General features: G+C 52.9%; 23 protein-coding genes. 12 read left to right on the top strand and 11 right to left on the bottom strand.

Going from position 1 to position 24,782, the window contains the following annotated elements; translation table 11 throughout:
• Positions 1–6: 6 nt before the first annotated feature.
• Positions 7–486, bottom strand: a complete 480-nt coding sequence (locus tag AB1N33_RS03135) for a hypothetical protein (protein ID WP_411270081.1) — start codon at positions 484–486, stop codon at positions 7–9.
• A 213-nt stretch (positions 487–699) separates the two neighbouring features.
• Between AB1N33_RS03135 and AB1N33_RS03130 the strand changes: the two genes are divergently transcribed.
• Together AB1N33_RS03130 and AB1N33_RS03125 are read left to right on the top strand one after the other, a co-directional pair.
• The gene (locus AB1N33_RS03130) at positions 700–1,863 is read left to right on the top strand and encodes an iron-containing alcohol dehydrogenase (protein WP_411270080.1); all 1,164 of its coding nucleotides are present in this window, start codon (positions 700–702) and stop codon (positions 1,861–1,863) included.
• Between the two features lie 196 nt (positions 1,864–2,059).
• The gene (locus AB1N33_RS03125; RefSeq protein WP_411270079.1) at positions 2,060–3,181 is read left to right on the top strand and encodes an alkene reductase; all 1,122 of its coding nucleotides are present in this window, start codon (positions 2,060–2,062) and stop codon (positions 3,179–3,181) included.
• Positions 3,182–3,222: 41 nt separating this feature from the next.
• Here the strand turns inward: AB1N33_RS03125 and AB1N33_RS03120 are convergent, their stop codons facing one another.
• Positions 3,223–3,675 (bottom strand): SRPBCC family protein, encoded by a 453-nt coding sequence (locus tag AB1N33_RS03120; RefSeq protein ID WP_411270078.1) that lies wholly within the window; start codon positions 3,673–3,675, stop codon positions 3,223–3,225.
• Between the two features lie 58 nt (positions 3,676–3,733).
• Positions 3,734–5,512, bottom strand: a complete 1,779-nt coding sequence (locus AB1N33_RS03115; RefSeq protein ID WP_411270077.1) for a trans-sulfuration enzyme family protein — start codon at positions 5,510–5,512, stop codon at positions 3,734–3,736.
• A gap of 120 nt (positions 5,513–5,632) precedes the next feature.
• Between AB1N33_RS03115 and AB1N33_RS03110 the strand changes: the two genes are divergently transcribed.
• Positions 5,633–6,583, top strand: coding sequence for a D-2-hydroxyacid dehydrogenase (locus AB1N33_RS03110; protein WP_411270076.1), 951 nt, complete (start codon positions 5,633–5,635; stop codon positions 6,581–6,583).
• Here AB1N33_RS03110 and AB1N33_RS03105 read toward each other — a convergent pair.
• From AB1N33_RS03105 to AB1N33_RS03095, 3 genes are all read right to left on the bottom strand, one after another.
• Positions 6,577–7,149 carry a glutathione S-transferase family protein gene (locus AB1N33_RS03105; protein WP_411270222.1) on the bottom strand — a complete coding sequence of 191 codons (573 nt, stop codon included), beginning with the start codon at positions 7,147–7,149 and terminating at the stop codon, positions 6,577–6,579. The genes AB1N33_RS03110 and AB1N33_RS03105 overlap by 7 nt on opposite strands.
• 102 nt (positions 7,150–7,251) lie before the next feature.
• Positions 7,252–7,596, bottom strand: a complete 345-nt coding sequence (erpA, locus tag AB1N33_RS03100) for an iron-sulfur cluster insertion protein ErpA (protein ID WP_411270075.1) — start codon at positions 7,594–7,596, stop codon at positions 7,252–7,254.
• A 246-nt stretch (positions 7,597–7,842) separates the two neighbouring features.
• Positions 7,843–8,187 (bottom strand): hypothetical protein, encoded by a 345-nt coding sequence (locus AB1N33_RS03095; RefSeq protein ID WP_411270074.1) that lies wholly within the window; start codon positions 8,185–8,187, stop codon positions 7,843–7,845.
• Between the two features lie 303 nt (positions 8,188–8,490).
• Here AB1N33_RS03095 and AB1N33_RS03090 point away from each other — a divergent pair, with 303 nt between their 5' ends.
• The 3 genes from AB1N33_RS03090 to AB1N33_RS03080 all read left to right on the top strand — a co-directional run bounded on the left by AB1N33_RS03090 (position 8,491) and on the right by AB1N33_RS03080 (position 11,361).
• Positions 8,491–8,931, top strand: a complete 441-nt coding sequence (locus AB1N33_RS03090) for a retropepsin-like aspartic protease family protein (RefSeq protein ID WP_411270073.1) — start codon at positions 8,491–8,493, stop codon at positions 8,929–8,931.
• Positions 8,932–9,127: 196 nt separating this feature from the next.
• Positions 9,128–10,426, top strand: a complete 1,299-nt coding sequence (locus AB1N33_RS03085; RefSeq protein ID WP_411270072.1) for a S8 family peptidase — start codon at positions 9,128–9,130, stop codon at positions 10,424–10,426.
• Between the two features lie 95 nt (positions 10,427–10,521).
• Entirely contained in the window at positions 10,522–11,361 is an 840-nt protein-coding gene (locus AB1N33_RS03080) for a polyphosphate kinase 2 family protein (protein WP_411270071.1), read from the top strand.
• On the opposite strand, the gene AB1N33_RS03075 is transcribed toward AB1N33_RS03080, so the two are convergent.
• Positions 11,358–12,071 (bottom strand): DUF6776 family protein, encoded by a 714-nt coding sequence (locus AB1N33_RS03075; RefSeq protein WP_411270070.1) that lies wholly within the window; start codon positions 12,069–12,071, stop codon positions 11,358–11,360. The two genes, AB1N33_RS03080 and AB1N33_RS03075, sit on opposite strands and share 4 nt — an antisense overlap.
• Before the next feature lie 106 nt (positions 12,072–12,177).
• Between AB1N33_RS03075 and AB1N33_RS03070 the strand changes: the two genes are divergently transcribed.
• From AB1N33_RS03070 to AB1N33_RS03060, 3 genes are read left to right on the top strand one after another with little or no spacing between them, the layout of a single operon-like run.
• Entirely contained in the window at positions 12,178–13,854 is a 1,677-nt protein-coding gene (locus AB1N33_RS03070; RefSeq protein WP_411270221.1) for a chloride channel protein, read from the top strand.
• A 12-nt stretch (positions 13,855–13,866) separates the two neighbouring features.
• Positions 13,867–14,292 (top strand): protoporphyrinogen oxidase HemJ, encoded by a 426-nt coding sequence (gene hemJ / locus AB1N33_RS03065; RefSeq protein WP_411270069.1) that lies wholly within the window; start codon positions 13,867–13,869, stop codon positions 14,290–14,292.
• 49 nt (positions 14,293–14,341) lie between these two features.
• Positions 14,342–14,527 (top strand): hypothetical protein, encoded by a 186-nt coding sequence (locus AB1N33_RS03060; RefSeq protein ID WP_411270068.1) that lies wholly within the window; start codon positions 14,342–14,344, stop codon positions 14,525–14,527.
• Here the strand turns inward: AB1N33_RS03060 and AB1N33_RS03055 are convergent.
• Entirely contained in the window at positions 14,499–15,149 is a 651-nt protein-coding gene (locus AB1N33_RS03055; RefSeq protein ID WP_411270067.1) for a UPF0149 family protein, read from the bottom strand. The genes AB1N33_RS03060 and AB1N33_RS03055 overlap by 29 nt on opposite strands.
• 218 nt (positions 15,150–15,367) lie before the next feature.
• Between AB1N33_RS03055 and AB1N33_RS03050 the strand changes: the two genes are divergently transcribed.
• Positions 15,368–16,564, top strand: a complete 1,197-nt coding sequence (locus tag AB1N33_RS03050) for an Nramp family divalent metal transporter (protein WP_411270066.1) — start codon at positions 15,368–15,370, stop codon at positions 16,562–16,564.
• 19 nt (positions 16,565–16,583) lie between these two features.
• Here the strand turns inward: AB1N33_RS03050 and AB1N33_RS03045 are convergent, their stop codons facing one another.
• From AB1N33_RS03045 to typA, 3 genes are all read right to left on the bottom strand, one after another.
• Positions 16,584–17,705 (bottom strand): MalY/PatB family protein, encoded by a 1,122-nt coding sequence (locus AB1N33_RS03045; protein WP_411270065.1) that lies wholly within the window; start codon positions 17,703–17,705, stop codon positions 16,584–16,586.
• Between the two features lie 111 nt (positions 17,706–17,816).
• Positions 17,817–20,336, bottom strand: a complete 2,520-nt coding sequence (locus tag AB1N33_RS03040; RefSeq protein ID WP_411270064.1) for a putative bifunctional diguanylate cyclase/phosphodiesterase — start codon at positions 20,334–20,336, stop codon at positions 17,817–17,819.
• A 101-nt stretch (positions 20,337–20,437) separates the two neighbouring features.
• Positions 20,438–22,267: a translational GTPase TypA gene (gene typA / locus AB1N33_RS03035; protein WP_411270063.1), complete on the bottom strand. Its 1,830-nt coding sequence runs from the start codon at positions 22,265–22,267 to the stop codon at positions 20,438–20,440.
• A gap of 412 nt (positions 22,268–22,679) precedes the next feature.
• On the opposite strand from typA, the gene glnA reads away from it, so the two are divergent.
• Complete coding sequence (gene glnA / locus AB1N33_RS03030) at positions 22,680–24,089, top strand: glutamate--ammonia ligase (RefSeq protein WP_411270062.1); 1,410 nt, start codon at positions 22,680–22,682, stop codon at positions 24,087–24,089.
• A gap of 121 nt (positions 24,090–24,210) precedes the next feature.
• Positions 24,211–24,735 (top strand): DUF4124 domain-containing protein, encoded by a 525-nt coding sequence (locus AB1N33_RS03025; RefSeq protein WP_411270061.1) that lies wholly within the window; start codon positions 24,211–24,213, stop codon positions 24,733–24,735.
• Positions 24,736–24,782 lie beyond the last annotated feature (47 nt).

The following is a 24,782-nucleotide window of genomic DNA, read 5'->3' as shown; positions in this document are numbered from 1 at the left end:
AGGGGGTTATGTCAGGTTGTCGGGCAGAAACGGCACGCTGGCATAAAACGCCCTGACGGGCTCCATGTCCACGGCAATCCCCTGTTCGCTCAGCCAGCGCGCGGCCGACGTAATGTCATCAAAAAACGCGTGGTTGATGCCGGCGCGTGTGTAACAGTCACTGAGCTGCTGCCTGATGGTGGTAATGATGTCAGAGTCACAGATCACCAGCGCCAGCGCGGTCAGGCCAGCCTCCCGGCGAAGTGAGGACTGTTTCACGAAAATATCAAACGTAGAGGGCGGCATAATGGCTTCACCTGCCAGGCAGCTGATTTGTCCCCATGGCTGGGTTTTATCAACCTCCAGAATCAGACGCCCAACGACCTTAGAACCGTTTTTCATTGCCTCGTCGTTCCATGGACCTCTGGCTGCAAATGCGATGACCTGCCCTAATAGTGAACAGGTTGACTTGCCATGTTCTATCACTACTTCAATCTCGGCTTGCACAGGCGCTGGATTACGCCTGACTTAACAACTTTTTCACATCAACAGTTTGCCCAAAAGTCACCGACTTGTGAATAACCCAGCGCTGATTTTTTAGAGGTATCGACATGACACACGGGTATTGACCAGATGAATACTTCTCTATTCACAACTTCAAGCGCCCGTTTTCGCGCATTACACTAAGATTAAGCGGATGTCGTGTTGCGGAGAAAAACAATGACGGGTTTTACCTTTACTACGGTACCAAAGATGATTTGCATGCCCGGTGCAGTTTCAGCGTTACGTGATGAACTGGCGCTACTGGGTGTCACGCGCCCGCTGCTGGTTACCGATAAGGGGATCGTGGCCGCCGGTCTGCTAGCACCGGTCGAATCGGTATTGTCTGAAACCCACAATGTGGCAGTATTTGATGCCGTTATTGCCGATCCACCAGAAGAGGTGATTGAACAGGCGGTGGAAACCGCACTGGCTCATAACGCCGATGGCATCATTGGGCTGGGCGGTGGCAGCTCCCTGGACACCGCCAAAGTCATAGCCCGGCTTGCCTGTCTGCAGGAACCCGGAAATCAGCAAACCCTCAGTGAACTTTACGGTGTTGACCAGGTTCGCGGTTGCCGTTTACCGCTGGTATTAATTCCGACAACAGCCGGAACCGGCTCTGAGGCAACCCCTGTCGCGGTTGTCACCACCGGCAATACTACCAAAGCAGGGGTGGTATCGGCCCTGCTTTTACCGGACGTAGCACTGCTTGATGCGACACTGACCACTGGCATGCCAACCCCGGTAACCGCGGCCACTGGTATTGACGCCATGGTGCATGCCATTGAGGCGATCACCAGTAAGGTCAAGCGTAATCCTTACTCGCATACACTGGCGATGAAAGCTCTGGCGCTGCTATCGCAAAACATTGAGCAGGCCTGTTCGGCACCGGATGACCTGGCGGCCAGAGAAGCGATGCTGCTGGGTGCCTATATGGCCGGCCAGGCCTTTGCCAATGCGCCGGTGGCGGGTGTACATGCGCTTGCCTACCCGCTTGGCGGACATTTTCATATTCCTCATGGCCTGAGTAACGCGCTGGTGCTGCCACATGTATTGCGATTTAACGCCCAGGCAGCCCTTGCAGACTATGCCGAAATCGCTGACTGCGTGATCCCCGGACAAGGCCAGACCGCCGGCGAGAAGGCCGCTGCGCTGGCTGACTACTTCCTTGCACTAAGTGGCAAGCTGGGGCTCCCTCAGACGTTGTCTGCGTGTAATGTGCCGGCAGAGATGCTCGATACCCTGGCAGACGATGCTATGCTGCAAACACGGCTTCTGGTGAACAACCCGGTGCCCATTGAGCGCGCAGATGCCCTGCGTATTTATCAGCAGGCGCTGTAACGTTACAGCGCCGCGTACCAGTCACAAAATACCGGCCACTCACCTTATAGCAATTCGCTATGGCTTTGTGCGTTTTGCTCTATTCGGATGACTTGAATCAATCCGTCTTTGCCCTGATTGAGTAACTATTGCATCAATGGCGGCAGTCATGCCGCTCTTGCGTACAACGCACTTATTAGTGAAACAAGGAGACGTCATGTCAGATTCACCGTTGTTTACACCGCTTAAATGGGCGGGATTCACGTTAAAAAACCGCATGGTCCTGGCGCCATTAACCCGTGGGCGTGCGGGTCCGACCCGGGTGCCGAATAAAATTATGGGTGATTACTATGTCCAGCGCGCGGGTGGCGGCCTGCTGATTGCAGAAGCAACGGCCATTTCAGAAGAAGGTAACGGCTGGGTAAACTCACCGGGGATCTACACCGATGAGATGGTTGAAGGCTGGCAATCCGTGACCCGCCGGGTACATGATGCCGGTTCACGCATCATTCTGCAGTTGTGGCACACCGGCCGGGCGTCACACAGCGACTTCCATGATGGTGAACTGCCCCTATCGGCCTCGGCAGTAAAAATTAACGGCGACGAAATTCATACACCGAAAGGCAAGAAGCCCTATGAAGTCCCTAAGGCGATGACAAAAGAAGACATCGCACGGACCGTACAGGACTACAAACAGGCCGCCATCAATGCCAAAGCCGCAGGGTTTGACGGTATTGAAGTTCACGCAGCCAATGGCTATCTCATTAACCAGTTTCTGGATGGCCGCAGTAACCAGCGTGATGACGAGTACGGTGGCAGTATTGAAAACCGTTACCGCTTTTTAGGCGAAGTCATGGATGCTGTGCTGTCAGTCTGGCCGGCTGAACAGGTAGGTGTCAGACTGTCACCCAATGGCGTATTTAATGATATGGGCGCCGATGATTACCGTGAACTGTTCTCGTATGTTGCCGGACAGCTCAATGCCCTGAACATTGGTTACCTGCATGTGATGGACGGTCTGGCATTTGGTTTCCATGACCGCGGCGAGCCAATGACGCTGTCAGACTTTCGTGCGCTGTTCAATGGCGTGATCATCGGCAACTGCGGCTACACCCAGGAAGATGCTGAGACACGACTGGCTGACGGCGACGCCGATCTAATCGCATTCGGACGTCCGTGGATCACTAACCCGGATCTGCCGACCCGCTTTGAAAAAGGCTATCCGCTGGCTGCATTTGATGATCCGTCGACCTGGTATGGCGGTGGTGCAGAAGGTTACAGCGACTTCCCAACCTACGAAGAGGCGACCGGAAAAGCGTCGCTGAACAGCCTGAGCTAGCCAGTTATCGGCGATGCCTGAGCAAGGCATCGCCTGCTGTTTTAGTGTGTGTTGCGCAACGCGTCACTTAGCGGCAGAGAGGCCAGTTTCTCCAGACAGGCCATCCAGCCGTGCTGATGCTGGTCGCGCTCAGCCGCATTCATGAAGCCGCTGTGTGTCAGCGTGACATGCGTCGTGTCTTTGTCCTGTTCATCAAAACGAATGTCTACTGCGGTAATGACTGATTCTTCCTGGTTGTCTTCCCAGGCCCATGAGAAGGCAAGGTGCTCATTGGTCACAATGTGCGTGTACTGCCCTGTCAGAGCGTACTGCTGTCCCGAGGTTTCGAGCAGCACAATCCGGTAACGCCCGCCCTCGCGAAAGTCTGACATGACCTGCGACACCATGACATCGCCAGGCGCAAACCACTGCATGAGCAACTCAGGTTTATGAAATGCGTCGAAAACCGGTGTCAACGCGGCGTGAAATGTCGCATTTAAAGTGAAGTGGAACATACCGATACCCTGCCTGACCGATGGTAATTCTGAGTCTACAGGGTATCGGCCAAAGACGCTATTTATCCAGCAGACTCTGCATTGACGGCGCATCATCAAAACGCTGCTGACACACCTCGGTACTCATGGTGGCATACAGCTTGTCGACGTCTGCCGGAGACATGAAGCCTTCACAGAACCCGAGCAGTGCAGGCTCAATGAAGTGCTTTGCCGCCAGCACAAAGTGCGCCATCAGCTGTTTCACGTCATCAGTGCCCATAGCGATACGCATGGTGGTCAGCTCAATCCCTGCTTTCTTCTGTTCTTCGGTACTCAGTTCTGAATGTGACGTCAGCGCCGGGCACAGAATAATGGTGTTGGTCTGGCCGATACTCACCTGATGGCTGAATGCCGGTTCAAGCGCATCGAAGAAACGGGTAAAGGTTTCACGCGACAGCCCTGCCTCAGCCATGTCAACGGTAAACAACGGACACGGCCAGCCGTGACGATGCTGCTTTTCACGCAGGCCGGCATTGCTGTGCTCAGGCAGCGCATGACTGTTAACCCGGATTTTCGGATGGGAATTCAGAAACGCCGTAAAGACCCGTGTATTGATGACTTTATTCATCATGCGCATCGGCAGTGTCTTCATACCGTTGAGCACATCAAACGCCTTTTCTGAATCAAGGAATGCCCCCTTGATGTAATACACATCCCAGAACAGCGTCTTAGACCAGTCGTAGCCGTTCACACATGCCCCTTTAGGCTGGAACATCCGATATGCTTCACCGATCACCACACCCGCTGTAGTCGCACCGCTACCGCAGATATCCTTGGTGTAGCTGTGCACCACGTAGTCAGGGCGTGCTGCTTTGTCTGCATGCTGCAGTGGCTGATGAAGTTCAGGCGTGGCCAGTGTTGAGTCCAGCATCACCAGCGCGCCTTCCTGGTGCGCACGCTGGCAAATCGCCGGCACATCCAGTACATAACCATGTGGGTTACACGGCGACTCAAGGTACACGTGCAGATTAGCGCCGTCAGCCAGACGCTGTTTGTGCGTCGCTTTCGCTCTTTCCAGACACGCCTCGAACTCCTCTTTGGTATAGCCGTCAAACCAGACCAGCTGAATATCCATTCGGTTCGCCCGCGCAAAATAATCATGCAGCAGCTGATAAACACCGCCATACACGTTACGAGACACCACCAGCACATCACCGTGCGTCAGCACGTTAGACAGCATGCCATCAATAGCGGCCATTCCCGAGTTGAAGTTCCACGCCAGATAATCTGCCGCGTACGGTCCCGCTTCCATATCGACAATCGCATTAGCCAGTGAGATATTGGTCGGGTTGAGAAGTCGCGAGTAAATCTGGTGGGTAAACTCTTTACCCTGGAAAGCGTCATCTACCCATTCGGTACAGGCATAAACGTATGTCGCGGTTCTCACAATCACCGGTGTGGCGGAAAACAGCGCCGTCACGTTATCAAACAGCGGATAGTGGCCCTGTGAGGCGTTACCGCCGGCCAGGCTCTGGTAAGTAGCGCGAAACGGGTTTTGCAGCGTATCCAGAATTTTGGCAATCTGGAACGACAGAAACTTCTTTGCATTGAAGTACGCGACACGGTCTTCTTTATTCAGAGATTTCAGCGTATTGCTGGTAATATCCCACAAACGCATGACATCAGACTGCGCGTGATACAGGTGATTGGCGGTGGCGGCAAGCGCTTTGCCGTAATCGCTGTCAGCCGCAATACCAAAGTGATCAAGCTGTTCACTAACCAGGCTTTCAACAGAGTCTGCGGCGGTGGTGTTACGACGGGGAGAAAGAAGCTTCGCGTTCTCAAAGGGTGACTGCATAAAACGATATCCTTTTACTTTTTCACCCAAATGTAATTTTTTAATAACAATTTATAAACACATTGTCTGAACACGCCGCAATGTGACAGGAAAGAAAAGTTTACTGATAATTGGAAAACCATGATGACCTCTGCTGTGACGTATTCCATTTTAAGCCGTGACGCCGACGAGCTTGCTGCGCTGGTTCGTGACCGGCTGCCGTCCCACTTTACACTGGCGGATGTCACCGACGACCCCGGCCGTGTAGCCGCCGCAAAACTCGACGTACTGCTGGCCGACCCAGGTCTGGCGGCCACGATCATTCCTCATTCAGACCGGCTACGCTGGTGTCAGTCAACCTGGGCAGGTGTAGCCCCGCTGGTAAAGCTGCAAAAGCAGGACTATGTACTGACAGGCGTAAAGGGCATTTTTGGTGAGCAGATGCGCGAATATGTGTTTGCTTACCTGCTGTACTTTTCGCGCAATATCGCCACTTTCAACAAGCAAAAATCAGCAACACCGCCGTGCTGGCATGAAGCCCCCACTGAACGCCTGGCGGATAAAACACTCGGTGTAATGGGCGCGGGCTCTATTGCGCAGGCGCTCATCGCGCCTGCCCGGGCATTTGGCATGCGCATCATCGGGCTACGCCGAAACAATACGGATTTGCTGGGTTTTGATGCCATGTACACACGCGCACAAAAACTCGACTTTGCCGCCCACTGCGATGTTTTAGTGAATTTACAGCCGGACACGCCTGACACAGCACGCTCTATCGATTCAGCTTTTCTCGCCGCGTTGCCTCGTGGGGCCTGTCTGATTAACGCCGGCAGAGGCAGCGCACTTGATGATGATGCACTGATAGCGGCACTGGATCAGGGCCACCTTCGGGCGGCCGTGCTTGACGTCTTCAGACATGAGCCACTGCCAGCCTCGCACCCGTTCTGGTCACATCCGAATATTCATATCACATCGCATACGGCCGCGATTTCGCGGCCACAGGATATTGCCGATATTTTTATCCGGAACGCGAAGCGCTTCACCCGTAGTGAAGCACTTGAACACGTGATTGATTTTACGCTGGGTTACTGACGCGGATCGGTTGCGGTCACTTCAATACGGTCAATGTGACGGTCTCTGAAAGCGCGAAGTTGCGGATAGGCAGCCAGCGAGTGTAATTCGCGAAACTCAACCCAGTCGACCAGCGAAAACAGGCAAATTTCCGGATAGTGCCAGCCACTGAAGCCGCCCTGCTCAAGCTGCGATTCCAGCGCTGAGAAGACCTCCTCAATCCGTTCCCGCTGCAGGCGGAAATGCAGACGGTCCTGGCTGGTATCGATGTCTGAGCGCGTCAGCATCAGTAACTGTACAAACGAATCTGTGGCCGCATCAATCAGAGTAAGCTGGTTTTCAGCTTCCCAGGACAACGGGGCATGAGACAGTTTGTCGGCCAGATAGCGGTAAATAATTCTGGAGTCAAACAGCATCTGCCCGTCATCTTCCAGACAGGGAATTTTCATCGCAGGATTGCGCGACGCCAGTAATACCCGGTCATCACCTGACAGTATTTGCAGATTCAGAAACTCATGAGGCGTATTGGCAAGAACCATTCTGATGCGTCTGACGTACGGTGAGGTTGTTGACCCGTACAGTTTCATTGAGCTCATCACTTATCCCTTCAAATCACGTTTAGCTGTTTACGTATGGCAAAGGGTATGCGTATATCAACAAACCAGCAAGCGGCCCTTCAGCATCGCTTATCAGATGCTGAAGCTGGCACCACAGCCACAGGTGGTTGTCGCATTGGGGTTGTTAACCAGAAAGCGGGATCCCTCGAGGCCATCAACATAATCGACAACGCCGCCAACCAGATACTGGAGGCTCATCGGGTCGACCACCAGCGTGACCTCATCTTTTTCAATGGTCATGTCACCTTCGTTCACTTTTTCGTCGAAGGTAAAACCATACTGAAAGCCAGAGCAACCGCCGCCAGTCACATACACCCGAAGCTTCAGCGCCGGATTTTCTTCTTCCGTCACCAGCTCTTTCACCTTCCGGGCAGCCGCATCCGAAAACTCGATTGGCATTGCGGTCTCTACAGTCATATCCACCTCTTAAAACATACTGTGAACTATTGCACATTGGCGTCTGATCGAATTATCTAATACCTGACCAAATACATCAACTATTAGCGTGCGCCAGGGCATCGGCAATGGCAAGGGAAACGGACAGCAATAACAGGCAGGATTTATCAGTTCTGAAAAACAAAACCGGCAGTGGATGCTTGCGCAACCAGACTGCCGGCAAAAATGCAGCATCCGCACAGCCGGAGATGCTGCCACACAAGGGAGTTACCGCTTAAACGGGGGACGGGAGCCCTTTAATTTATCCCGGTTCTGTGCGTCAGTGATTTCCTCAAACTGCGCAACATCAACCACTGGCATTTCGACAACCCGGCGGCTGTACGGCGGCTTGCCACGATAGTCAACCACCGTTTGTCGGGTCGTTTCCAGTTCATTCTGCGACACCGCCTCAAACTGCGCGATGTCTGACACCGGCACCTCTACGATGGAGCGCTTGAACGGGGGCTTACCGCTGGTATCCACTACCATGACTTGTCGGGTTTCTTCAGCAACAGCGAACTGGCTGGTGAACGCACAAACCAGCGACAACAATGCAATGCGTTTTTTCATCATGTATTACCTCAAAGCAACAAGTACACGAATAATTTACGATAGAAAGACGCTCAGGTTCATCTCTGTTCGCAATAGCTATTGACTATCAGAAAAGGGATATATTGCTGTTACTTTCTGGCATCACTTATCAAAGTGGTGCAACAGATACCTGGCATCGCCCTGTTTCGGTGAAAAAAAGCGCAATAATTACACTATTGGCTCATATTTCGCTGGCCTGAATTTTGCGATAGTGGTTTACGTTCATTTTTCACGGGCCGGCTTATGGTCAGACAATGGTGCGGTATCCTGCTAACGGCATTGCTGATGCTAACGCATTCTGCGCTGGCTGAGGACTTTTCTCAGCAGGTGACGCTTGAACGCAGCGACGCCAATACCCTGTACGTCAGTGCTGTGCTGGATAACCGGCTGACAGCGACCTTTATGGTTGATACCGGTGCGTCGATTATTATTCTTAACCAGCAGACATTTGACGCATTAAAAGCTAAAGGCGCGTCGGTTGAATTTATTGGGCAGTTAGGGGCGAGGCTGGCCAATGGCCATATCAGTACCGTCAAACGCTATCAGATTGCCTCGCTTACGCTGGGTACATCCTGTCAGTTCAGTAACGTAGAGGTCGCCGTCATGCCGAATAAAAACAATATACTGGGCATGAATCTGCTGATGAACGCTTCCCCGTTTGCGATTTTCACCAGCCCACCGCGGCTGGCGCTGAGCCGCTGTGACCTGATGGCCAGTGCGCAGTAAACTCACTCCCTTGTTGGCGGCACGGTCCTGCTGCACTGACCAGTTAACCCTGTCTTCTCAAACATTTACAAAGCGCAATTCATCGTTTAGTTTTTAATCTGCGGATACCGACTCTATCGATAAAATCCTGCAGTATTTTCGAGTAGTTGGAGCATCGAGTCTCGCATATAACGAAAAATAAACTCGAGGAACTCTAATGAAAAAGCTTATTTCGGCTCTTACTGTCGCCGTCGCATGCGCGTCAGCAAGTCCCTTAGCACACGCGGCAGACTACGTACTTTTCTCCAAAGGCAAAGATTTTCCAGCCAACCTGAAAGCCCAGGTTGAAGCCAAAGGCGGCACGCTAAAAGCCGTTTATCCTTTTGGGGTCGCCGTGGCGTCCTCAGACACTGAGCTAAAAGGACTGAAAGGCGTCACCGATGTGGTTGCCGACGTGGTCTTTGATCGCGCCAAACCGGTCCCTGATATCGCACTGGGCGATGAAGCCGGTTACCCGCCGTATAGCAGTGATGATGATTTCTTCTTCGATCTGCAGTGGGGTCATAACTTTGTGAATGCGCAGGAAGCCTGGGCGTCGGGCATTCGCGGGCAGGGCGTACGCGTCGCGGTTCTGGATGGCGGTTTCGACCTCGACCATCCCGATCTTGCGCCTAACATTAACCTGGCACTGAGTGCAGACTTTACTGGTGAAGGCCTGCAATACACGCTGCCCGACACCTTCAGCCATGGTAGCCACGTAGCGGGGACGATTGCGGCGGCGGATAACGGTTTTGGGACTATTGGTGTCGCTCCTGATGCGGAGCTGGTGCTGGTAAAAGTTCTGGGTGATGCTGGCAGCGGCTCGTTCGCAGACGTTATTGCCGGTATTTACTACGCCGCCTCTGTTGATGCCGATGTTATCAATATGAGCCTGGGTGCTGTGGTGCCCCGCGATCAGGACATTACCAAGCTGGCCGTTGCGGTTAGTCAGGCTATCAGTTATGCCGACCAGCAAGGCACTACCGTGATTGTCTCTGCCGGTAATGACGGCATGGATCAGGATGGCGATGGCAACCTGGTTCGCTTTATGGACATTGGCGAAAAGTCAGTACCTATCAGCGCACTCACCACCCTGAACTGGGCGGGTGATCCGGATAATGCCTCTCTGGTACCGGCCTCATACACCAACTACGGCACCAGTGGTGTTGACTTTGGCGCACCAGGTGGCAGTGTCGATTATCCAGGAAATGAAGGGTGTACTGTGGCAGGCCTGGCAAGACCATGCTGGGTATTTGACCTGGTATTCAGTACCGGTAATGGCGGCTGGTACTGGTCAGCTGGCACCAGTATGGCAGCCCCGCATGCAGCCGGTGTTGCCGCGCTTATCATCAGCGAACACGGTGGTGATATGAAGCCGGCACAGGTCAAGGCCGAGCTGCGTAAGCGCAGCATGGACATGGGTAAACCAGGTCGTGATGACTACTATGGCCATGGCGTAACGCAGTCTGGTTACTAATCCGGACGTGTAAAAAAACGGGCGCAACGCGCCCGTTTTTTATCGATGTCTGCTACTGTCTACTCTGAATATTCAGTTGGTTATCCTTACATACTATGTCAACACCCCACTCTGCTTCATACCCACAACTCCCTGACAATCATCATGCGATTTTTCCAGAGATTGGCAATAAATCAGATTACAAAGCCCGTTTAGAGGCACTACAGACGCAGCTGACACTTATCCAGCAGGCGTACTATCACCAGCAGCGTCCCGCCCTGATTATTCTGGAAGGCTGGGATGCTGCGGGAAAAGGCGGCGCTATCCGCCGCCTGACGGAAAAAATGGATGCCCGTGGCGTGCGGGTTTACCCCTTTGGCGCGCCCTCTGAGGACGAGCATCGCTATCACTACCTGCAGCGTTTTGTGCAGCGCCTGCCTGTCAGGGGACAACTGGTCATCTTCGACCGTTCATACTATGGCCGGGTGCTGGTTGAACGCGTTGAACAGTTTGCCTCAAAAGATGAATGGCGCCGGGCATACCGGGAAATTAACGAGATGGAGCGCATGCTCAGCGATGACGGGATACGGATTGTTAAACTGTTTCTGCACATTACGCCGGACGAACAGCTCAGGCGCTTTTCAGAGCGCTTACACAACCCGGCCAAACGCTGGAAACTGACCTCTGAGGATATTCGAAACCGGGCACGCTGGGACGACTACGTTCGCGCGACAAACCACATGTTCAGAGAAACCCATACTGACGTGGCACCCTGGCACATTATTCCGGCCAATCACAAATGGTTCGCGCGCACGGAAGTACTGGCGACGGTTGCCAGTTGCCTGAGTCAGGGCGTGGACGTGTCTCCGCCACCACTGGATGAGCATGTTATCCGGCTGGCCGAAACGGAACTTGGGCTGCTTCTGAAAGATACGACACTGTCCGGCAAACGTTAGTCACCGGTGCCGGCGTTGACACCACTGAGCGCTTCCTCCCAGGAAATATTGACCTGGTAGTCACCGCGGCGCGTGGTGTACTGGTACACGGTCGTGGTAAACCGCAGGTATTCAGGGACGAAGTTGTCGGGCAGCCGGAACTCAAAGCTGACTGGTTGAAAATATTTGAAGCGGTATTTAATGCCGCCGTCCGGCAAAAACGCATCGGTACCCGCCTCCAGGGTATAAGGCGCGCCGTCGCGGCTTCCCTCTATGGCAATGGCTAAATCTCCCTTCACCACCGCTTTGTTCTGTCGTTGCTGCAGCAGCACAAAACGCAGACGAAAATAGCCTGTGCTGGCCGCCGGAATAACTTCAACGCCGTCAACGAAGAACCCGTCCTGGGTGTGCTCGGGAGCCATTACATGCTGATAAAACGCCAGTCGGGTTGTCGCCTCTTCCAGTTTGGCCTTCAGCTCATTCTGCGCTGCCAGTAACTGTTCCGCCTCCATTTTCGCCAGCTCCAGCTGAACGTCGGTCTCATGTAGCTGGCGGATCAGCGCCTGATTCTCATTTTTTAGAAACGAGATGGTTTGTGACTGCGCTGCAACCTTACTGTTGTCATTAGCATGAAAAAAATTTGCCAGCTGATAACCAAAAAAAACCATGGCCGAAAGCGCAGCAAGCAGCACCAGACGCTGTACGCCTGATGACGGATGTTGTGTGTTCATGAACGACTACCACGCGCGTAATTAGGCGCTAACATAACGTGATGAATTGAAAGCAATTGTGTTAGACTTAAGTCACTTTTGCATCAACTCTATCACACTTCGCATGATGTGGCTGTCAGTTCTACGACATGAGGTTGCTCATCCACGTACCTCCGTTCAGCTTTGCCTGTTAGGCATTGTCGGTGGTGTGGCCGCTGCGTCGCTGATTATTCTTTTTCGGCTGTGTGTAGAGTGGCTTCAGCACAGCGGATTTGGTTATCTGCGTACCAGCTTCAATAATGACTGGCCCGTGTGGTTTCTGATGCCGCTAATCAGCGTTGCGCTGATCCTGCTTATTGCCTACCTGACAGGGTTTAAACATTACCGGATGGGTATCCCCTTCATTATCCACCGGGTGAAATACTTTTACGGCTACGTGCCCTTTCGTACTACCATCAATCAGTTCTTTGGCGGCATGCTGGCCCTGGCCGGTGGCTTTGTCGTTGGCCGGGAAGGCCCCTCTGTGCATCTTGGTGCCGCCAGCAGCAGTATGCTGGGGCAGTGGCTGAGACTGCCCTATAACAGTATCCGGATCCTCGCAGGCTGTGGTATTGCAGCCGGCATTTCAGCCTCGTTTAACACGCCATTCGCTGCCGTTATTTTTGTGATGGAGGTGGTACTGCGGGAGTACAAAATTCATATCTTCGTCCCGGTCATGCTGGCCGCCGCCTGCGGTTCGGTGCTGACCCGCATGGTGTTTGGCGAAATCAACGAGTTGTCATTCCTGTCCTTCGGAGATGTCAGTGGCTGGATGTATGCCTACCTGATTATTTTCGGCGTGTTACTCGGCATGCTGGCGACGCTGTTTAACAACCAGCTGATGCGAGTCATGGCCCTGTTCAGGCCTGTCAGCATGATATGGCGCCTTGTCCTGGCCGCACTTATCACCGGCGGTATCGGCATGCTGCTGCCTGAATCTCTCGGTGCCAATTTCGTTGATATTGAACGCATGTTCGACAGTCATCCCGGTACTCTGTTGCTGGTCAGCATTCTGATTGCCAAGGTCCTGCTGGCCGTATTTGCCATCGGGCTCGGTGTTCCCGGCGGGATTATGGGACCGGTCATGGTTATCGGCATGCTTGCCGGCGCAGTGCTGTTGCTGCCGCTAAGCTCCTTGCTGGATACCGATGAGTACACCAGCAGTTTTGCGCTGCTGGGAGTGGCAGGCATGCTGACTGCCGTATTGCACGCACCACTGGCAGCCTTGTCAGCGGTGATGGAACTGTCATACAGCCCGCAGATTATATTGCCTGCGATGCTGGTCATTGTGCCTGCCTATGTCACATCGACCCAGTTTCTTGGCAACCGCTCTATTTTTATCCGTCAGCTGGATTATCAGAACCTGCCCTATGCCATTTCGTCTATCCGCGAGGCACTGGAGAAAACCGGCGTGCTGGCTGCCATGCAGTGTCAGTTCAAACTGTTCTACGATGCACCTCAGCAGGCACTGGAAAATTATCTGTCGAATAACCCGACTGACATTGTGGTTCAGCAGTCAAAGTTTGAGCTGGACGTACAGTACCGCCTGGTTCAGTTTGACGTGAGCCTTGAACACGGAGCATCCGCGCTCAAATATTATGAAATGGAAGGTCTGGATGCCCAGTCCACCCTCAACGAAGTCTACGAAAAACTCAAAAATGCCCGTTCCGGTGCAGTGTTTATCTATGACAACGAGCCGGACCAGATCCGTGGGGTAATTACCTGGAATATTCTCCAGAACTTTCTCCAACGCGCACAATACTAGGAATAAGCAGTAATGATTTTGTGGTTCAAAGCCCTGCACATTTTTTTCATGCTCGCCTGGATGGCCGGGTTATTTTATTTGCCCCGGTTATTCGTCTATCATGCTGAAACGGAAGATAAAGCCGTGCATGAACATTTTAAGGTTATGGAACGCCGACTGTGGTGGTTCGTGACACCGTTCGCCATACTAACCCTGGTGTTCGGGGTTGCGCTCATCGTGACCTACGGCATGGCGTGGTTATCCATGTCAGCCTGGCTGCACGTAAAATTAACACTCTTGCTTGCAGTTTACGGCTATCACTTCTACTTATATAAATTAATGAAACAATTTGCTGCGGATAAAAATACGCACAGTGCGCGTTTTTACCGTTTTGTGAATGAAATCCCGGTATTGTTTATACTGGCGATTGTCATTCTGGCGGTTGTCAAACCATTCTGAACTGGCTGACAACGCCACACACAGGCATCGAAAAAAGGACACCGACAACATGGATGTAACCAATAAGCATCTGAAAGTGCTGCTGGAACGCACCGATAATGCATTCCGGGCACTGATGCGAGATCCCGAATCCTCAGAGCTTAATGTGGCGTATGAAAGCGCCAAATCTGATCTCGACAAATACGTGGCATCACTGAAGCATACGCTTAATCAGCGTCATCAGCAGCGCGGCTGAAGGTCTCAAACTGATTCGGCAGTGCTTCGGCCAGTTCCCCCGCCAGCGCGACATAGTCCTGCAGTTGCATGGGAAGCTGACGCCATAACAGCGGCAAATTCTCCTGCAGTGCAGCCTGTTGCTGAGCATTACGCATCTCCATTGCCAGTCCAACATCGGCAAGTGTAGAAAAAAGACGAAGGCTCCGCTGTAGACGGGCGGACTGGGTTTCTTCGTCTCCGGCAGCCTGTGACCAGGCCTGCTGCCAGTCTTTCTCTGCCTGCTGGTGCCCGCGTAGCAGGCCTTTTAGCCAGTCACGTAATGCCGTTGGCACCTCACTTTCATTTTCGTGCCAGCGACAGGCAAGCGGCAGCAATATCTCGTCATGTCTCATGGCATCAAGATGACAGCGTAAACACGCCATAAAGGCGTCTGCCATGTTGTCGACATCATGATTGTTCAACCCGCCATGGCTGGCGTTGATCAGTTGCGGCATCCAGCGTTCAGGCATCGGTATTTCGGGTGAGGCCGCTACCGCAAAAATGAATCCATCGGTCTCGTACAGTGATGGTAGCACCGACGTCATCGGCGCAGTGTCAAATAGACGGGATAGCGCCATCAGCGCCGGACTGTCTTTGTTCACACGCATTCCCCTGGTTGCGTTACCCCTCGCCGAAACGTTATTGTGTACGTTTTTTTCGGCGGCATGTCAGCATGTCGCTGTGCGTTTTTATGTTCGGCTACACGCGGTGGGCTACACGCGGTGGGCTACACGCGGTGACCCGTTTTCACGCAGTCAGCAGTATTGATTGTAGCGTGATGTTGCGGTGAGTTCGAACCACAAATGAAGAGTGGAACACTATGGCAAAAGACAAATCCGGTTTCGTTATCGCAGCGGCGTTTATCGGTCCGGGAACCGTCACAACCGCCAGTCTGGCAGGGGCAAACTACGGCTTTCATCTGATATGGGCACTGATATTTTCGGTGTTTGCCACCATTGTGCTGCAGGATATGGCCGCCCGGCTGGGTATCGCTACCTCACGAGGTCTCTCGTCGGGCATGAAAGAAATGGTAGCTACGCCGTGGCTGCGAGTGCTCTTTATTGCCCTGATTGTCAGCGCAATTGGAATTGGCAACGCCGCTTACGAGTCGGGTAACCTGACCGGTGCAGCAATCGGGCTGGATGCCTTTATTTCTATTGGCAGTGCCAACTGGGCCATCATTTTGGGCGTATTGGCGGCACTGTTGCTATGGACCGGCCAGCATCAGTGGATTGAATCTGTGCTGGTGTACCTGGTGTTTGTAATGGCTGGCGTATTCTTACTGACACTTATTGTTGCCTCACCAGATATTCCGGCCATGCTGTCGCAGGCGTTCTCGCCCCGGCTTGATGCGGACAGTGTCACAACGGTGCTGGCGCTGATAGGCACAACGATCGTTCCTTACAACCTGTTTTTGCATGCCAGTCTGGTGGCGAAAGCCAGCAAAGGACAAGACAAGGCAACCGCAATCCATGCCAGCCGAAAACAGTCCGCCATGGCAATTTCGATGGGCGGACTGATAACGCTGATTGTGGTGGCAACAGCCATGATGGCTTTTTTCCAGCAGGCAGCAACCATGGATGCATCGAACATGGGCGAGCAGCTAAAACCGGTGCTGGGTGATAAAGCCCAGTGGTTTTTCGCACTGGGCCTGTTTGCGGCGGGGTTAACCAGCGCGATTACAGCGCCGCTGGCAGCCGCTTACGCAGTATGCGGTGCACTCAACCTGTCTGATGACATGAAAGGCAGTGCTTTTCGCTCTGTCTGGATGATCATTATTGTCTGTGGTGTCATTGTGGCGGGCGCCGGATTTAAACCGTTACCGGCCATTTTGTTTGCGCAGGCAACCAACGGCATATTACTGCCTGTAATTGCCATATTTTTGCTCGTTGTCATGAATCGCAGCAGTGCACTCGGTGAATTCCGTAACACCTGGAAAAGCAATCTGGCGGGGGGGCTTGTAGTTGCCACCGTGATTGGCCTGGCAACCTACAAACTCGCCGGACTGATGATGTAGCCCGGCGTGTCCGTTGCGGTCAGTCTGCTGACAGCCGGTCCAGCATGGCATTCAGCATGGCACGACTGCAGCCATAATTAATTCGAAAATGGTCACGGGCATGAAAGTCAATGCCCGGAGACGGGCCAACACCGCGCGACTCAGCCCAGGCCTGGACGTTACTGACACCCAGTCCGCTGGCGTCTACCCAGGCAAGAAACGTTGCCTCAGGCGTGTGCATGGATAAGCCATCTATCTGGTTAATGCGCTCGCTGATAAGACGACGGTTGTCGCGCAGATAATCCAGTTGTGCCTGATGCCAGTCATCACATAGCGTAAAGGCGGCTTCGGTCGCTACCAGTCCAAGAATATTAACCCATGGCACAATACCAGCAGCCGCCTGCACAAACTGTCTGCGCAGCGTGTCATCAGGGATCACCGCAAATGCGGTTCCAAGCCCTGCAACATTAAACGTTTTACTCGCCGCCATAAGCGTAATTGCCTGCGGCTCATGGCGGCCGGCGGGACGGTGCGTCAGGCCGGGCTCCAGAATAAGGTCGCAGTGAATTTCATCGGAACACAGTCTGACCTGGTTGGCCCGACAAATATCGATGATTCTCGCCAGTTCCGATTCCGTCAGCACACTGCCCACCGGATTCATCGGATTGCATAGAATAAACAACGTACAGGCGGGATCGGCTGCCAGTGACTCCAGCGCATCAAAATCGATTGTGGGACGACCATTTTCCCAGCGTGTAGGTACATCGACGCGTTCCAGCCCATTAAGCTTAGGGGCAGCCAGTAGCGGCGGATAATTAGGCGTTTGCACCAGCACCTTGTCTCCCGGCTGACAACAGGCACGGCAGGCAACGTTGAAAGCCGGCACTACACCGGGCATCCAGACTATCCAGTCTTTTTGTATTTGCCAGTCGTGCTTGTCGCCCAGCCAGCGCACTACAGCGTCAAGAGCCGGGGTATATTGCGCCGGCAGCACATAGCCAAGATTTCCATGTTCAACCCGGGCTTTGAGTGCGTCCAGAATTGGCGTGGCACAACGAAACTCCGTGTCGGCAACCCAGGCAGGTATGATGTCTCTGCCCTGATACTTCTGCCATTTGAATGAGAAAGTGTCCTGCCTGTCGGGCGTCTGATCGAAATTCACGGTATGCCTTTTGAGTGTTAACTGCCTGATGAGAAGTAGTCTACAAACACTCGAAGTATGACTCCAGTGCCGATTAGACCGATTTACTCTGACTTATTCACGGGTGACCGATTATTTTGGCAACAGTGATGGTGGTGCCGTCAGCCAGCGCGCATAGTCATCGGCGGGTAGCGGGCGGGAAAAATAGTACCCCTGATAGTAGTCGCAGCCCATGGCATGTAATTCCTTAACCTGCGCTTCGGTTTCGGTCCCTTCTGCAATAATCGCCAGTTGCATGACCTTGCCAATGGCAATAATGGCCCTAATCAGCTCGGCACTTCTGGCATCAAACAGATTATCAACAAACGACTTATCAATTTTAAGCACATCAATAGGCAGGTCGCGCAGATAAGACAGCGACGAATAGCCAGTGCCAAAATCATCCAGCGCCACGCTCATGCCGGTACCACGCAGGGATGTCAGCGTCTCCACCGCAGCACCACTGTCTGATAACAGTCCTGACTCGGTAATTTCCAGTTCGAGTTCGTCTGGGCTGACTTCACAGGCTTTCATGATCCGCTGCACGTTGGCTGCAAAGCCCGGATCATCAAACTGCATGGCGGTGACGTTCACGGATACCTGACCGAACGCGACCTGCAGCTTCTTCCAGCGGCGTATCTGCTCACACACCTCAGTCAGCACCCACAGCCCCAGCGCGTGAATGACACCACTCTCCTCTGCCATCGGAATGAATTCGGCGGGCGAGATAATCCCTTTTACCGGATGATGCCAGCGCAACAAGGCTTCGGCGCCAAACAGCACGCCCTGATGGTTGACCTTGGGCTGATAGACGACAGAGAGCTGGCCGGGCGATCTCAGCGCGGCGGCCAGATCGTTATTGAGCTCACGCCTGGCGACCAGTGACGTCAGCATCTCAGGGTCAAACAGCGAGCACTGGTTACGTCCATTTTCTTTCGCCTGCTTGAGCGCGTGCTCAGCAGCACTCATGGTATCAAAGCGTTCACTGATCTGTTCAGGGAACACCACCGCCCCCATGCTGCACATCACCTGAACACGGCGATGGCCAACCTGGCAAACGCCGTTAATAATGGCGCTGATGGCCGCCCAGTGCACATTCATCAGTGCCCGGGCATCGCCCTGAATGGTCTTTAACAGGACAACGAATTCGTCCCCGCCATTGCGCGCGATAAAAATATCACCCGAGGCATAATGAGACAGCTTGTTGCCAATCTGGCGGATGACCTGATCTCCCACGTCATTGCCGTATTTTCGGTTTATCTCGCCAAAACCATCAAGATCAACCAGCATCAGCATGGCATTTCTGTGGTGTCGCTGACAGTCGAAAAATGTCTGATTGACCACTTCCAGCAGGCGTGCCCGGTTGGGCAACCCCGAAATGTAGTCGGTATAGGCCATGCGTTTGAGTCTTGACTCTAAGTGGTCACGCTCAAATTCGGCCCCCGCCCTGGCAGCAAACACCTGCATAATCAGGTCGGTTTTATCGTCAGTTTCAACCGGATGGCGGTAAAGTAAAGCGAGCAGGCCCGTGGTTTCTCCCTGACTGTTCTGAAATGCCACGCCAAGGTAGGACTCGATCCCCTCATCGGCCAGCATGGTGTCGCCGGGAAATAACGCCGCAACCTGCTTTTCATATCGACAAATACCATGTTGAATGGCGTTTTCACACGGGGTACCTTTTAGCTGGTAACTGAAGTTCTGCGCATTTTTCCCCTCCCGTAAAACCACAACGGTGTTCACGGTGCCGGGATCATCACTGGCAATTTGCCCAAGCAGTACCAGGTCGGCTTTGGCAAAATCGTACAACACCGACACCATCGCCGAATAAAAATCGCGGCTGCCGGGCGCCGACACAGTCTTCGCAATTCGTGCAAACGCGGTTTCCAGCTTAATCCGCTGACGCTGCTGTTTTTCCAGGGCAGCTGAGGTCGACTTCAGGCTGATACTGATAGCCACGGCAATGACCAGCGATAACAGGCTTAGCGGCAGGCCCCCCATGTAAAAAAAGACCACCTGATGGGTGTCTATCTGGTAGGACAAATAGGAAACGGCAATCTGTACCAGGAAAAATGCGATAAGCGATAACGCGAGGGCAGACTTACGCTGCCGGAAAAAGCGCAGGGTGACCGCTAAAAGAAATACCAGGGTCGCGAAGAAGAGCCCGTGAAACAGGTAAAAACCCGCTTCATCCGTGCCCCTTAGCAGGCTGATCATGTCACCGGTCAGGCTCATTTCACGAACCAGCACCACATCGCTGCCAAACCGCAACGTGCCGTCGGTCGCAAAATTAAGCACCACGAGCACCATCACCAGGGCGGTGTAAAACGCCATCAGCAGTTTCAGGTGCCGGATTTTACTCCATAAGCCAAAAGTCATTACCAGCAAGGGTATCGACACCAGGATCATGACGCTGTGCCAGCGCGCAATGACAATCGCGTCACTCAGCACGCGCGCGGTGTGCATTTCGTAGGAAAGCCAGTGATACAGCGCCAGCAAAATATTAAGGCCAATCAGCGGCCACATGTAGGGGCGTCCGCGCTGCCATCCTGACATGCCGATAATCAATACACAGACAATATTGACTGCGATTAATGCTGCAAAATAACTTTCCATAGTAATGATGTGATGCTGACAGAGGCCTTAAGTGTAGTACGGACCCGGGCTTCGTCGCAAAAAAGAGAAAAAACGCCAGCGGTTGCTGGCGTTCATCGTGATTACTTTTTCTCGCGTGAGGCGCGCTTACGATCGTTCTCGGTAAGCAGCTTCTTGCGGATACGGATGCTTTGTGGTGTCACTTCTACCAGCTCGTCATCATCGATAAACTCGAGCGCCTGTTCCAGTGACATTTTAATCGGTGGCACCAGCGTTTGCGCCTCGTCAGTGCCGGATGCACGGACGTTCGTCAGTTGCTTGCCTTTCAGGGCGTTTACCGTCAGGTCATTGTCACGGCTGTGAATGCCGATGATCATGCCTTCATACACTTCAACACCATGACCGATAAACAGACGTCCACGCTCCTGCAGGTTAAACAGAGCGTTAGTCAGCGCTTTACCTGGCGCGTTAGCAATCAGAACACCGTTTTTACGCTTACCAATGGTGCCACCTTTGTATGGCCCGTAGTGATCAAACGTGTGATACAGCAGACCAGAACCTGATGTCATCGTCATAAATTCCGTCTGGAAGCCAATCAGGCCTCGGCTCGGAATGATGAAGTCGATACGCACACGGCCTTTACCGTCCGGCGACATATCTGTCATCTCAGCCTTACGCAGACCAAGCTGCTCCATGATCGAGCCCTGATGCTGCTCTTCACAGTCAATAGTCAGAGTCTCAAACGGCTCAAGCGTCTGCCCGTCTTCTTCACGCAGAATCACTTCCGGGCGAGACACAGCCAGCTCATAGCCTTCACGACGCATATTTTCAATCAGGATACCCAGGTGCAGTTCACCACGTCCTGACACGCGGAATTTGTCCGGGTCACCGGTTTCCTCCACACGCAGTGCCACGTTGTGGACCAGCTCATCCTGCAGACGTTCCAGAATATTTCTGGAAGTAACATACTTGCCTTCTTTACCAGCAAACGGCGAGGTGTTGACCTGGAAGGTCATGGTAACTGTTGGCTCGTCAACCGTAAGTGGCGGCAGCGCCTCAACAGCATTCACGTCACAGATGGTGTCAGAGATTTTCAGCTCACCCAGCCCTGAGATAGCAATGATGTCGCCAGCACTTGCCATGTCAACTTCATGGCGCTGAAGACCGAGATACCCGTATACCAGACCGACTTTACCGGTACGTTTTTCACCCGATGCAGTGACGACCGTAACCTGCTGGTTCGGCTTAACTGTACCGCGCTTCACACGACCAACACCGATAACACCAACATACGAGTTGTAGTCCAGCTGCGAAATCTGCATCTGGAACGGGCCATTGATATCCGCATTCGGTGGAGACACCTGCTCAACAATCGTTTCGAACAGCGGCGTCATGTCAGTACCGGTTGTGTCAGAGTCGAGAGACGCCCAGCCGTTCAGGGCTGACGCGTAAACCACCTGAAAATCAAGCTGGTCATCAGTCGCACCCAGGTTGTCAAACAGATCGAACACCTGATCCATTACCCAGTCAGGACGTGCGCCCGGCTTATCAATCTTGTTAATCACGACGATAGGCTTCAGGCCCTGCGCGAACGCTTTTTGCGTCACGAAGCGGGTCTGTGGCATCGGACCTTCCTGCGCATCCACCAGCAGCAGTACCGAGTCTGCCATTGACATAACTCGCTCTACTTCACCACCGAAGTCGGCGTGTCCCGGTGTGTCTACAATGTTAATTCGGTAGTCGTTCCAGTTAATGGCGGTGTTTTTTGCCAGGATGGTAATACCGCGCTCTTTCTCGATATCATTCGAGTCCATCACCCGCTCTTCCGCCTCGCCACGGCTTTCCAGGGTGCCGGATTGTTGCAGCAGTTTGTCGACCAGCGTGGTTTTACCATGGTCAACGTGCGCAATAATGGCGATATTGCGCAGCTTACTAATATCAGTGGTATTCATTAATGGAACCTGTATCTGTTGGCGCCTGAGCCTTATGGTGTAAGGCAGCAGGAAGTGTTGATTCTTGCGAAGAGAAAAAATTTGCGCGGATTGTACAGAAAAACTACGGTCTTTGCGCCACTTTTTTTTATGCCACTGTGAAAAAGAACAAATCATCTAAATGTGGTGTAGCGAGGCTGGCGGGATCCATGAAGTTACACTAGGCTAGGAAAGGATAAATGACGCAACTTGCACCACAAAAATGCAAGAATGCACCATTACAGGGCAAATCAGAATCACGTCATGCATTCAAACCACCGCTATCCCGCATGGCGTGGCACTGGGTTTTATGGCACGAATATCGCTTCTGATTCTGGAATTGCTGAAGTGATTGCCTTCACTTCACCTGTTTACATCAAACCTGGAGGACACGATGTCAGTAGAAAAGGCATTAGAGCTGATTAAAGAAAGCGAAGCTAAGTTTGTTGATATGCGCTTTACCGATACCAAAGGTAAAGAACAGCATGTTTCTATTCCTGTTTCGCAAATCGATGAGGAATTCTTCGAAGAAGGTAAAATGTTCGACGGTTCTTCGATTTCCGGCTGGAAAGGCATTAACGAATCAGACATGGTACTGATGCCTGATCCGACGACAGTTGTACTGGATCCGTTTGCCGAGGAAGTCCAGGTTAATGTTCGCTGCGATATCCTCGAGCCTTCTACGATGGAAGGTTATGAGCGTGACCCGCGTTCAGTTGCCCGCCGCGCTGAGGAATACCTGAAATCTACCGGCATCGGTGACACCGTGTATTTTGGTCCGGAACCAGAATTCTTCCTGTTTGACGACGTCAAATTCCACACTGATATGGCCGGCTCTTTCTACAAGATTGATTCGTCTGAAGCGAAGTGGAACTCAGGTGCCGATTTCGAAGGCGGTAACCTCGGTCACCGTCCGGGTGTCAAAGGCGGTTATTTCCCGGTACCTCCGGTAGATTCTGCACATGATATCCGCGCTGCAATGTGTCTGGTAATGGAAGAAATGGGCCTGACAATTGAAGCGCACCACCACGAAGTGGCGACGGCTGGCCAGAACGAAATTGCGACCCAGTTCAACACACTGGTTAAGAAAGCAGACGAACTGCAAATCTATAAGTATGTTGTTCATAACGTTGCGGATGCCTACGGTCTGTCTGCGACCTTCATGCCAAAGCCTCTGGTAGGTGACAACGGCTCTGGTATGCACTGCCACCAGTCAATCTCTAAAGATGGCGTCAACATCTTTGCCGGTGACAAGTACGCAGGTCTGTCAGACGAAGCGCTGTATTACATTGGCGGTATCATCAAGCACGCGCGTGCCATCAACGCGTTTGCAAACGCGTCTACCAACTCGTACAAGCGTCTGGTACCAGGCTTTGAAGCACCGGTTATGCTGGCCTATTCAGCGCGTAACCGCTCTGCGTCAATCCGTATTCCTTACGTTACCAGCGATAAAGCACGTCGTATCGAAGTTCGCTTCCCTGATCCAACCGCTAACCCATACCTGGCGTTCAGCGCCATGCTGATGGCGGGTCTTGATGGCATTAAGAACAAGATCCACCCTGGCGATGCAATGGATAAGGATCTGTACGACCTGCCAGCCGAAGAAGCGGCGGAAATTCCAACCGTTGCCAGCTCGCTGGAAATGGCACTGGATGCGCTGGACAGCGACCGTGACTTCCTGAAAGCCGGTGGTGTTATGACTGACGACATGATTGATGCGTACATCGATCTTAAGCGTGAAGAAGTCACTAAACTGAACATGACTACCCACCCGGTCGAGTTCGACATGTACTACAGCGTATAATTACGCACGGTATAAACCTGCATACAAAAGCCCGCATTTGCGGGCTTTTTTTATGTGTGCGTGTCAACTAGTATGTGGAGTATGGTCGCAATGGAGGCGATAGTTTGTGTGGAGAGATAACGTGGCAACAAAGATAGCGCAATACCTCTTGCTTAGTGCGGTATGTATGCCGATGGCCTTTGCCGGCCCGGTGTATAAAGTAGTGAAAGAGGACGGCAGCGTGATCTACACCGACCAGCCGGTACAGGGAAGTGAAGAAGTCCGGTTTAACGAGGCAACCCGCAACGTGGCTGCTCCTCTTGCCACGCCAACCGCGGCACCTGCACAGAAAAAGGCAGCCCGTCAGATTGACTATCATGTCTCCGTCACATCTCCCGAAGAAGAAGCCACGCTACGTGATAACCGTGGCAATATCACCATTACAGCAGCGAAAACCCCGCCCAGTGCCCCCGCCCGCTTTCAGCTTACCTTTGATGGCGAGGTAAAAGCCGTCAACACCAGTGGTGTTTTTCAGTTGGAGGGAATCAACCGTGGCGCCCACCAGTACAGTGTTCAGTTGGTTGACAATAAGGGCAAGACTCTTGCATCTACCAGCGAAAGAACGCTGTTTTTGCATCAGGCATCAGTGTTCATTAATAACCAGTAACGGTCAATCATAGCGCAACGCCCGCACCAAAGCGGTTCAGAGCCAGA

The sequence above is a fragment of the Alteromonas nitratireducens genome (assembly GCF_040812025.1).
GTDB lineage: Bacteria > Pseudomonadota > Gammaproteobacteria > Enterobacterales > Alteromonadaceae > Alteromonas > Alteromonas nitratireducens.
This window is presented reverse-complemented; position numbering and strand designations above follow the sequence as displayed.